At 36.2% G+C, this 9,459-nt stretch carries 7 protein-coding genes; 1 reads left to right on the top strand and 6 read right to left on the bottom strand.

The window, feature by feature from the left end; genetic code table 11:
* Positions 1 to 273 precede the first annotated feature (273 nt).
* The 4 genes from LQZ76_RS09545 to LQZ76_RS09530 all read right to left on the bottom strand — a co-directional run bounded on the left by LQZ76_RS09545 (position 274) and on the right by LQZ76_RS09530 (position 5,230).
* A complete protein-coding gene (locus tag LQZ76_RS09545) occupies positions 274 to 798 on the bottom strand; it encodes a sigma-70 RNA polymerase sigma factor region 4 domain-containing protein (RefSeq protein ID WP_230099484.1) in 525 nt (174 codons plus the stop codon).
* 108 nt (positions 799 to 906) lie between these two features.
* The gene (locus LQZ76_RS09540) at positions 907 to 1,335 is read right to left on the bottom strand and encodes a hypothetical protein (RefSeq protein ID WP_230099483.1); all 429 of its coding nucleotides are present in this window, start codon (positions 1,333 to 1,335) and stop codon (positions 907 to 909) included.
* A gap of 144 nt (positions 1,336 to 1,479) precedes the next feature.
* Positions 1,480 to 1,887 carry a hypothetical protein gene (locus LQZ76_RS09535; RefSeq protein ID WP_230099482.1) on the bottom strand — a complete coding sequence of 136 codons (408 nt, stop codon included), beginning with the start codon at positions 1,885 to 1,887 and terminating at the stop codon, positions 1,480 to 1,482.
* Between the two features lie 322 nt (positions 1,888 to 2,209).
* On the bottom strand, positions 2,210 to 5,230 hold the full coding sequence (locus tag LQZ76_RS09530; protein ID WP_230099481.1) for a KxYKxGKxW signal peptide domain-containing protein: 3,021 nt from the start codon (positions 5,228 to 5,230) through the stop codon (positions 2,210 to 2,212).
* 217 nt (positions 5,231 to 5,447) lie between these two features.
* Here LQZ76_RS09530 and LQZ76_RS09525 point away from each other — a divergent pair, with 217 nt between their 5' ends.
* Entirely contained in the window at positions 5,448 to 5,966 is a 519-nt protein-coding gene (locus LQZ76_RS09525; protein WP_230099480.1) for a hypothetical protein, read from the top strand.
* A gap of 230 nt (positions 5,967 to 6,196) precedes the next feature.
* Here the strand turns inward: LQZ76_RS09525 and LQZ76_RS09520 are convergent, their stop codons facing one another.
* Both LQZ76_RS09520 and LQZ76_RS09515 read right to left on the bottom strand, forming a co-directional pair.
* Entirely contained in the window at positions 6,197 to 7,084 is an 888-nt protein-coding gene (locus tag LQZ76_RS09520) for an HNH endonuclease (RefSeq protein ID WP_230099479.1), read from the bottom strand.
* Positions 7,071 to 8,582, bottom strand: a complete 1,512-nt coding sequence (locus LQZ76_RS09515) for an AAA family ATPase (protein WP_230099478.1) — start codon at positions 8,580 to 8,582, stop codon at positions 7,071 to 7,073. The genes LQZ76_RS09520 and LQZ76_RS09515 overlap by 14 nt, the downstream gene beginning before the upstream one ends.
* Positions 8,583 to 9,459 lie beyond the last annotated feature (877 nt).

Genomic DNA, 9,459 nt, shown 5'->3' with positions numbered 1-9,459 from the left:
ATTGGAACACCATTTTGGTACTCAATAATTGCATCTAATTTTATTTTTTGAGAAAAATACATAAGAAAACCCCCTCGATTGGATTTACTCCAATTCGAGGGGGTCAGTGCATGTGACAGAAGTCGGGCGATATCGAGAAATACACTAAAAATCCTCTATGAAGAAAATTCTTCGTAGAGGATTTTGTCGTATTTCGAATATATCGGACTTCTAGAGCGCGTTTTGGTAGCAATTTAGTACTTGAAAAGAGTTATGTCACACTCCCTAAAGCAGTTAGGCAATATCTTCATGTAACGTCATGCGGACATCGTGTTGTTCCAATAGATCGCGTAATACTTGGACTTCTCGTGAAATTGTTCGGCGGCTGAGTTGCATTTCTGTAGCGACCCAGGATTGGTTGCCGGAGCTTGCCAACATGTACCAGATGATTTCACGCTGGCGGCTAGTTAGCGGAATGCCATGGAGCTCGAGTTGGACATCGGTTTCATTAGCACTGCCAAAACTGGCTAGCGTTGCATCTTCAGTCGCCACATGGTGGTACTGTTGACGGCGGACCCGATAGCGAATGTTGAGGATGTGACGATACATCCGCGTATAGGCAATCTTGCGTAGTGCATTGTCATCTAATGTCGCCGCTAAATCCTCACATAACCACAGGTAAAAGGCAATCCAGGCTTCTTGGGCGCAATCTTCAAAATCATGGTCACGCGGGGTCAAACCGACATGCCGGAGCACGCCGTAAATCGTGGCTTTTGAACGGTCAGTATCAATAAATTGGTAAGCTTCTTCTGGTGACATCGTATTTCCTCCGGGGGGATACCCTACATGCTAATTACAAACGACAACCGCAAACATTCATATCTATACAGTCAATTAAGCCCCGCCAAAGTGGGCATCAATTACCGCTTAAGTTAACATGAATACGTCATACATACTGCGTAAATATGGTGAAATCCCTAAATCATCCAAACCTAATAAGCCAATTTTGAAATCACAATGGTGAAATTGCTGCTGATTATCACTAACCATCATCGTGCTCACCCGCAATGCTAGTTCATTATCGGCATCCAGTCCCGCATTAATCAAGGTCACGATATCCGCATCAAGCGGACATTCACGGTAAATTTCCCCGGTCTCAAAATCAACGGTGATATGGTGATCGGCTAATTCCAAAGCCGTTAACTGACTAAACAGCCCCCATGCTCGATCAAGGTGATAATCCTGAGTAAAGGTGTTAGCCTCACATAATGCCACCATTGCTGCCTTGAAAATTGGCAATGGTAAGTTGGCGTGTACTTGACGGGGCGTACTGGGTTTAATTTTAAATTTTTTCATCTGCGTAATTCCTTCCTTAGCTAGTATCAGTGCGTTGTGCCGTAATACATAGTTAAAATACGCAGAAAATTTAAAAAGGACCAAAAAAAGCCTGAAAAAATTTTTTCAGACTTTTTAGTAGATATTTAACTTACAAAGCAAATATTAGTTAGATGCGCTTGAGCTTGATGCTGCGTTACTTGAAGAGTCAGCAGTAGCAGGCATTTCACCTGGTTGTGGTAAGTTTTGGATCACATGTGGAAGTGATTGGTTATCTGCCTTAAGACGAAGATCGTGCAATTCATCGTTAGATTGGTCCAATTGGCTTTTAAGTTGTTGGTTGTTAGATGTTAAGTCAGCAATCTTGGCGTTGGCAGTTGCAAGATCAGTTTTAATAGTTTCAAAGGCAGAGTGCAATTGGTCGTTGTAACCGATAATCCGGTTGATGTCATTTTTGATTACGATAGAATCTTCTTGACCTTGACTAAAACTTTCGGCACCAACTGAGGCACCTCCAGCAAGTACGAATGCAGCGGCAATTGAACTAAAAATAATAACTTTACGACGTTTCATAATAACGTATATCTCCTTATGTATATATAAATTTTGTTAATGTAATATGCATTATAATATATCATTAATTTATATATTATAAACTTACTTTATATAATTGTTAATTATATTTACTAAAAATAGAAATACATAATATACCCTTAATTTTCTTTTTCGTTATATTTAGTTTGTTTTATAAAAAATATTTAAATTATTAAACAAACTTATTATTTATTAATAGAAACCAGCTTTAAAGATTGTTCAAATCAAACAGACCTTACCCGAAAAAATAATTTCTTCAAGTAAGGTCTGTTAGGTTTATTCAGTTAAAAATTAATACTAATTAGGAGTTACTATCATCGATTCCATTGTAAGCGTTAGCCATGCTGTTAACAAATTTAGCTAAGGCAGTAATCTGACCAGCCACAGTGCTATCCTCAGTAGCAGTACCAAATTTTAAATTGCCAGCTGACGTAAAAGTTAATGATGGATAAATGTAGCCAAGTGCTTCCAACGCATTATCTAGTTGCTGTTGTCCCAGTTTAGATTTTTTTAGTAACGTATTTGTGACTATTTGGGCATTTTCAAGCGTTGGTGTCTTCGCCCATGGGTTAGCAAAGCCTTTAACCGCTGAGATCCATGGTGTCATCGCCGGTTGCGAAACTTCGGTATTAATCGCATTCGTAAAGGCATTGTTACTATCGACGGTTCCATTGTAAGCACTGGCCATGCTGTTAACAAGTCTAGCTAAACCTAACAAACGATAGTTAACATTTTCTGTTGAGGTGCCTAATTCTAACACGCCCTTAGCAGTAATTTTGACATCAGGATACACGTTAATAATACTATTTAATAAATCAGCCTGTTCATTAGCTGGCAAGCTCGCCAAACCACTCGCGTTAAAGATATTCGTAGCTGTGATTTCGGCGTTCGTAATATTTGGTGTGGCCGTCCATGGTTTTTCGACCTTATTAAGGACGGCCGTCGCAAATGCATTACCTTTTTGACCTGAAGCTTGCGCATTGATCTCATTAGCAAAATCGATGGGCGCACCATATACTTGGATAATCTTATAGATAAAGTATGCTAGTTCATACAACTTATCACCATTACCATTTTTATTATTATCAGTATGGCTGGCATCCAAGTTTAATACGCCATCTTTAAAAGTTGCTTGCGGATACGCATATTGTAAATCTTCAAGTGGAACACTAATAACATCATCATCTAAGTGGACTTTATTAATAATATTTTCCGTCGTGGTTTCAGCATTGGTTACACTTGCACCATTCGCCCAGTCATTTTTAAAGCCCCGCACTGCGGCAGCAAAGGTGCTTTTACCAGTCGTAACATCCTTCAAGCTACCTACAAACGCGCCGACCTCACTATAGGTCCATTGCGCATTTTTGACAAATTGGGCTAAGGCATTCAATTTAGCTACATCAGTGGCATCACTAGCACCTAACACTAGGCCACCGGCTTGTTCGACTTTCGCATTTGGATACGTTGCTTGTAACTTGGTTAAATCACTACCCAAAGCAGCACTAGTTAATTGTGCTCTTTGCAGTAATTGCGTGGCAAATTTTTCCGCATTACCTAAATTATGCCCGGCCTCCCAAGGATTGGGGGTTTCAGGATAAGATGGGACACCAAACTTATTACTCCAAACTGAAGTCGCTGCTGAATCAAAGTTATTTATAGCAGTACTTAATAGATCCGTTTGTGTATTACTAATATAGATCGTATAACTTTGGGGGGCATCTTGCTTAATGGCTGACAGCGTCACGCTATTGGCTGGGTCAAGCACATAACCTTTAGGGATTGCTGCACCGATTTCTTCATCTGCTATCGTAAGCCCAAAGTAGCTATTAATCGGCTGGCTAGTTGGTGTAGGTTTATCGTTAACCATTGGATCAGTATCTGGTTGGCCATGTTGACCCTTGACCTTGTAATTTAAGGTTACCGTTTCGGCTTTAGCTGTTAGGAAGACCGTTTGCTTAGTTGTTGTATTAGCAGCTCCAGCGGTCACAAATTTAGTGTCAGCGGTATCAATTTGATAACCAGTTGGAATGCCTGTTAACTGTGCCGAAGTTAGGACACTATTAGGAGCGACTTGCAATGTAATTGTCACTGATTTTCCAGTAAGTTCACCGTCCTGATTGACTACGAGTGGATCGAGACCGTTGGCTTTATTAAATTCGCTTTGGACCTTATATGTCACTTGCACCTTAGCCTTCATGGGTGCAGGTGTCGGTGTCGGTGTCGGTGTCGGCGCTGGGATATACGGAATGTATGGCACTTGCGCCGCAGCAGAACTAGCAGCGGCAGCTGAACTAGCAGCGGCAGCTGAACTAGCGGCAGCGGAACTGGCAGCGGCAGCAGAACTAGCGGCAGCGGCAGAACTAGCAGCGGCAGCAGAACTTGCAGCGGCAGCTGAACTAGCGGCGGCAGCTGAACTGGCAGCGGTAGCTGAACTAGCAGCGGCGGCAGAACTAGCAGTAGCGGCAGAACTAGTCGTTGATGGCTGTGTCCCGATTGGCGTTGAAGTTGGCGCGCCCTTTGAGGCTAATAACGCCACCCCATCGGCATGAAGAGTAGCAACTGCCGCTTGAATTTGGGCAACGGTTGCTTGTGGGTTAGCTTGTAAAGCTTTAGCGGCCGCAATATCGGCTTGTAACTTATTATAAGTCGCCTCATCGTGGCCCCCTAATTGATACTTGGTTGAGAAATCAAGTTGAGTGGCAACTTGTGCCTTTTGGGTTGGCGTTGCCACAACTTTAGGTGCTTGTAAGGCTAACCCATCGGCATGTAATGTCGCAATGGCTGCTTGAATTTGGAAAGGCGTTGCTTGCTTGTTATTTAACATCGCATTAGCGGCCTTGATATCAGCTTGGAGCTTAGTGTAAACACCGGCATCTTGACCCTTAGCGCTATATGCAACCGACCATTTTAACTGTTGGCGTAAATCACTAACGGTGCTTGGAGCGGGCTTAGGTTGGTTAGCCGTCTTTGAACTAACCACGGCTAATCCAGTTGTATGTAAGGCATTAATAATGGCCGTAATTTGAGCGGGGGTAGCGCGCTTATTAGCAAGTAATGCTTGGGCGGCTTTGATATTAGCTTGTAACTTAGCGTACACAGCGGGATCGGTCCCTTGTGCACTATAGGCGTTAGACCATTTTAGCTGGGTTAATAAGCTATCGCGATTAGCTACTTGCGCTGCGCGAACTTCCACACCGCTATTAAGTTGTTGGGGAATCGCTACGCTGCCGATGACACCAGCTAAAACGACCACACTTGTTAGGGCACACGTCACCCATTGTTTACCACTTTTGTATAATTTATAATGCTGCTTTTGTTCCATAACTAATTTCTCCATCCGAAATATATAATATTTAACAACACAACCTGAAAATAATTTATATAAAGATAAAATAAATATTATGTGTTAGTTTATTATACTTTATTGGAAGAAAATTTTTAACATTATTAAATATTTTTAATTTTTGTTAATATTATTCGTTGTGTTAATCATCATTCCGATTATAATGGACTTATTAATTGAAAGGTCGGAGCTAATTATGAATTATCACGAGGCACAATTATTTGAAATGATCGTAACCAGATTGAGTAAAGATTGCACTACTGTGTACGAAATTAACGGTACATTATTTACTGGTAATTTCTGTCACTGGAAAAATGATTTTGAACAAAAAGTAGCTGAAATAACTGATCAAGGTGAAGTTATCTTCACTAATGTAAGTAGTGAAGAACCCGAAACACCTGGCTTGGGTCCTGATGTTACCAAATTCGTTAAAGAGGCCCTAGCACCTTTTTGGGATGCTTTTACAAAAGAATACAAGCAATTTGATGGCATATCATTAAAACTAGTTGTCGATAAAGTTATTAAAACTATCAAAGCAAAAATTGAAAAGCGCTCTGACAAAGACCAAATTAGTCTCGGTATTGATAATCTTAATATGGTTGAGCATGTTAAATTTTTAAATTCCGAGGTTACGTTGCCCTTCTATATTTTACCTAATAATGTTGAAATTAAAGTTGTCTCAATTATTACCGCCCCACGATTAACGGTCATTTAAACTCTGGATTGATTAATGTCCACTATTAAAAGTGTGTGCACAAAAAAGAACCCGATGCGATAACATCGAGTCCTTAACAAGCAATAGTTCTGTTCGCAATACAGTCACTAGCTGGTTAAAGCTAAGGTGGCTGTTTTTTTGTTGGGGGAATTAAATTTTAATTAAAATCGTACTACTATGATAAGAATATTGTTGTATGGGTTTTGTTCCGTAATTTATTTGCAAATCCTTTACAGAATGGTTACATTATTCCATATTTTATCAAAGTCATCTATAATACCATTTAATATAGCAATTTTATAAAATTCAGTATTTTTCAATAAATTAGGCACTATTTTATCATTTCTTTTCTTAATAATTTTTTTTGCATATGCTTTATCCATTCCGATTTCAAATTTATACGTCTGTATTTCTGAAATCCTATCGATCACCAATGTTTGACCTGGTGTAATATATTTTTCAAATATTTTATGCTGCATTAATTGCTGGTTATACTTATCTAAAATTTCACTCTCAAAGTTATTTTTAGCAAAATTATTATTGACTTCAAACGCAAATGTTTTATCCGCGTTAACAGTGCACTTAAGCCAATTTGTATTTAATAGCACACTAAAGTAAGGATATATAAATCTTTTTTTGCCTTTTTGTGAATTACAATTACTACAAATTGGGATTAAATTATCTGGAACTATAGCCAATTCTGGTGAAGTACTCTTATCAAAATAATGATCAAGTGCATTTACAGACCTCACAAAACAGTATTGACAATTATTTTTATCCAAAATCAATTTATCATAAATATTATTAGAAGTCTTTCTAAGATCATATTCAAATAATTTTATACAAAATTTTTTAAATTCATCAAAAGTACTTAAACTAGGATTTCTCATTCCTATAATACTATTCGTGCTATTAATTGGCTCATAATCCGTAAATGTATTTAGTGCTGTAAATAATTTAGTAGAAATTAGCTTAATGGATTGTTCTGTATAAATAGAATTCAACCTACTATTTGTATTGGAGCCATTATTATGTTTATTTCCAAGTAGTGCCTGTATTACTCCTTGAGTTTTTAAATAGATTTGTTCCTCTTGAACATATATGTTATTTGTGTCCATTATATATTTCCTTTTGAAATAAAATACTAGCAATTCGTATAGATGATTCTTCACCCAATTTATTGTTAAATATATTTTCTATTTCATCCAAGCTATAACCTTGCTCAATCTTCTCATTAATGATATTCATATAACCTGAATTATCAACTTCCAAATCAAAAATGTCATATGTTATAGCACCTACATTAGCTCCAAAAGTTTTGATAGTAGGTCTGCTTATCTTTAACTGATTACGACTTCTATTTAATATCCAAGTACTTTCAGTAGTACATTCTTGAACTATTACAGGTGAATGAGTTGCTATAATGGCCATCGCGTTACGTTTTTTTAATACATTTAGTAATGCTTGCACAAATGAAGATATTAGTGGCGGATGTAAATTTTGTTCAGGCTCATCTATTAGAACAATTGAATTTGGTTCTACATTAATAATAATTTTAACTACATTAAGTAATACAATTTTATGGCCGGAACTTAGTTTAGAATATAATGTTTTTAAATTTTCTTCGTTGTTTTTACCAAACCAATCTCTTACCTGTAATGACTCAAAAATAGGATCACTATTTAAAATATCCAAACAACTAGCAATTAGTTCATATAAGAATTTATGTTCCCGTATATAATTTACACTTTCAATAAACTCTTCTATTATAAATTCATTTATATCTTTTATTTTATTTCCTTTGTTTTGTATAAATCCAATAAATTTATATGGTATTTTAGCATTGATATCCTCTTTTGGTAATGTTGTATCAAATATTGAATATGACAAAGCCAATACAGATGATATACTTTCCCTTCCAATAAAGTCTTCTACAGTATCCGTATTCTTTGAACTATCAGTTAATGTTAATATTATGTTTTTGAAGAAATTAGTTTTTCCAACTCCATTTCGGCCAATAAGAGTATGAATATTACTTTGTGGTAACATTTCTGGTGTTACACTAAAATTCATCATTGTATCATTAATTTCATTTTTAAGTTTTATTGAAAATTTATATGCTGTTAAGTTTTCATTTCCTGTCGTCAATACTTGCGAATAGACATCTAATATAGTCTTTCTTGAAATGTTTCTCATCAGAGAATTTTGCATTATACTTTGTCTTTCATTTTCAAAATAGACATTTCTATCATACACAACATCTCGTAAAGAATTTAATATTTCTTGTTGATCTTTAGAATTTGATAGCCCAACTTTATATAAGTTTCTATAATAATCAGAGCTATTTCCTAATGAAAAATATTCATTATCTAAACTAGTAAATTCGTTTTCAATTGGTGTACGTACTGTCTCAGAATAAATATTAGGTAAATTCATGTCTTTCTTTCCAATTTTAACACTCCCTAATACTTGTCCGTGTGCTTCTTTTTCAGAATAATATGTTAAGGTAAAAGTTGATAAAAATCCCCAATCATTCCATGTTGACTCGGCTAATCGACAATGTGGATACGAAATGGATTCGTTTAATTTAAAGTTACTATTGATATAAAATTTCATAATACCTCTCTTAATTTACTAGCTCGTAATCTATACTAATTTTTTTCTGTTTCTAAGTCTCATATAGTTTGAGCAACGCCAAGCTGCTAATATTAAATAAAAAAATTCCAACCATTTCAGCTTTGAAATAGCTTTTTCACATGCATGTCAAGAATGTTAAAAAAGATTTGCGTAATTAAACCATCCGCTCATCACGATTAAATTTAGCTACCGCTGGTGAATCGGCGACCTGGTAATAACTAACTTTGGGTCCGAATTCTAATTACATAGTGAACACCGTACTAATTTACTATACTCATATGTGGCTGACAAAAAGCTACATATGAGCATGTCAGTATTATAATTAGTACTTCTCATACCACTTAAACCACCATAATTCAAACCTAGAACACGTACTTATCGATTAAAAGGGCATTAAAATCAGCTTCCGCACCTACTAGTAAAGTCACTGCTTGATTGCAAGTATACTTAGCTGGCTATGTTAATGATTTACATCTACAAACTGATAGATTGCTCTTCCTTCTCTATTAAATTATTTATAATATTATGAATTATATCATGAAATAAAAGTGGTTTTACCTATTCAAAGGTAAATTTTTAAATATTATTTACCGACAAACATATAAAAAAACAATCGGACCTACGGACAAATTCCTGGACTTAAATCACTATGCCATACTCTTATTTTTGTATTGCTGGTAATTTTTACTTTCTAAAGAATTTTTTATTCGATTGATGTTATACCATATTAAATACTCGTCTGGTTTGTCGCCGTCAAGTTAAATTGAGCCAAAAATAGTCAATAAAGTTGAGCCACATTGATCTAAAACGGTCAATAAAATTGAGCCGTTTCTTCCTTTTTAATTTTTAAATATTG

Origin of the sequence: Periweissella ghanensis (assembly GCF_918814755.1) — a bacterium.
Lineage (GTDB): Bacteria > Bacillota > Bacilli > Lactobacillales > Lactobacillaceae > Periweissella > Periweissella ghanensis.
The sequence above is the reverse complement of the archived record's forward strand: the minus strand, read 5'-3'. Positions and strand labels throughout refer to the sequence as shown.